This is a genomic window from Cellulomonas bogoriensis 69B4 = DSM 16987 (assembly GCF_000767165.1).
GTDB classification, from domain to species: domain Bacteria; phylum Actinomycetota; class Actinomycetes; order Actinomycetales; family Cellulomonadaceae; genus Actinotalea; species Actinotalea bogoriensis.
On sequence record NZ_AXCZ01000397.1, the window covers coordinates 1 to 781 of the forward strand.

Consider the following 781-nt stretch of genomic DNA (forward strand, 5'->3'; position numbering starts at 1 on the left):
GTTCGTCGGCCTGGCGGTCCCGCACGCCGTCCGCGCCCTCACCGGCCCCGACGACCGCTGGGTGCTGCCCCTCAGCGTCCTCGCGGCCCCCGTCCTGCTGCTCCTCGCCGACGTGCTCGGGCGGGTGCTCGTCGCCCCCGGCGAGCTGCAGGTCGGGGTGGTGACCGCGTTCCTCGGGGCACCGGTCCTCATCGCACTGGTGAGCAGGCGACGGGTCGCGGCCCTGTGACCGGCCACCGGGTGCTCCGCACCCGACACCCGCAGACCTCCGTGCGGTGGCGGCCCCGCGCCCTGGCCCTCGCCCTCGCACTCGTCACGGTCGCCGCCGTCCTCGCCCTCGCCGGGCTCAGCACCGGTGACCTGGGCCTGACCCCCGCCCAGACGTGGGCGGCGCTCGTCACCGGCGACGGCACCGGCGGCGTCGTCGTCCGTGAGTTCCGTCTGCCCCGGGTGCTGGCCGCGCTGGGCGCCGGCGCCGCGCTCGGCCTCAGCGGGGCCCTGTTCCAGACCCTCGTCCGCAACCCCCTCGGCAGCCCCGAGCTCATCGGCTTCACCCAGGGGGCCTCCGCCGGTGCCGTCGCCGGGATCGTCCTGGTCGGTGCCACCGGGTGGGCCCTCGTCGGCGCCGCGACCGCCGGGGGAGCGGTCACCGCGCTCGCGGTGTACGTGCTGGCGTTCCGGCGCGGGGTCCTCGGGCCACGGTTGGTCCTGGTGGGCATCGGGATCGGGGCGATGCTCAACGCCGTCACCTGGTGGTTGCTGACCCGTGCCGAGCTGAACA

General features: G+C 76.7%; 2 protein-coding genes. Both read left to right on the forward strand.

The window, feature by feature from the left end:
* Positions 1 to 229 (forward strand): iron chelate uptake ABC transporter family permease subunit (locus N869_RS15660; RefSeq protein ID WP_035063238.1); only part of this gene is annotated, 229 nt, incomplete at its 5' end.
* An 11-nt stretch (positions 230 to 240) separates the two neighbouring features.
* Positions 241 to 781 (forward strand): iron chelate uptake ABC transporter family permease subunit (locus N869_RS15665; RefSeq protein WP_198026115.1); only part of this gene is annotated, 541 nt, incomplete at its 3' end.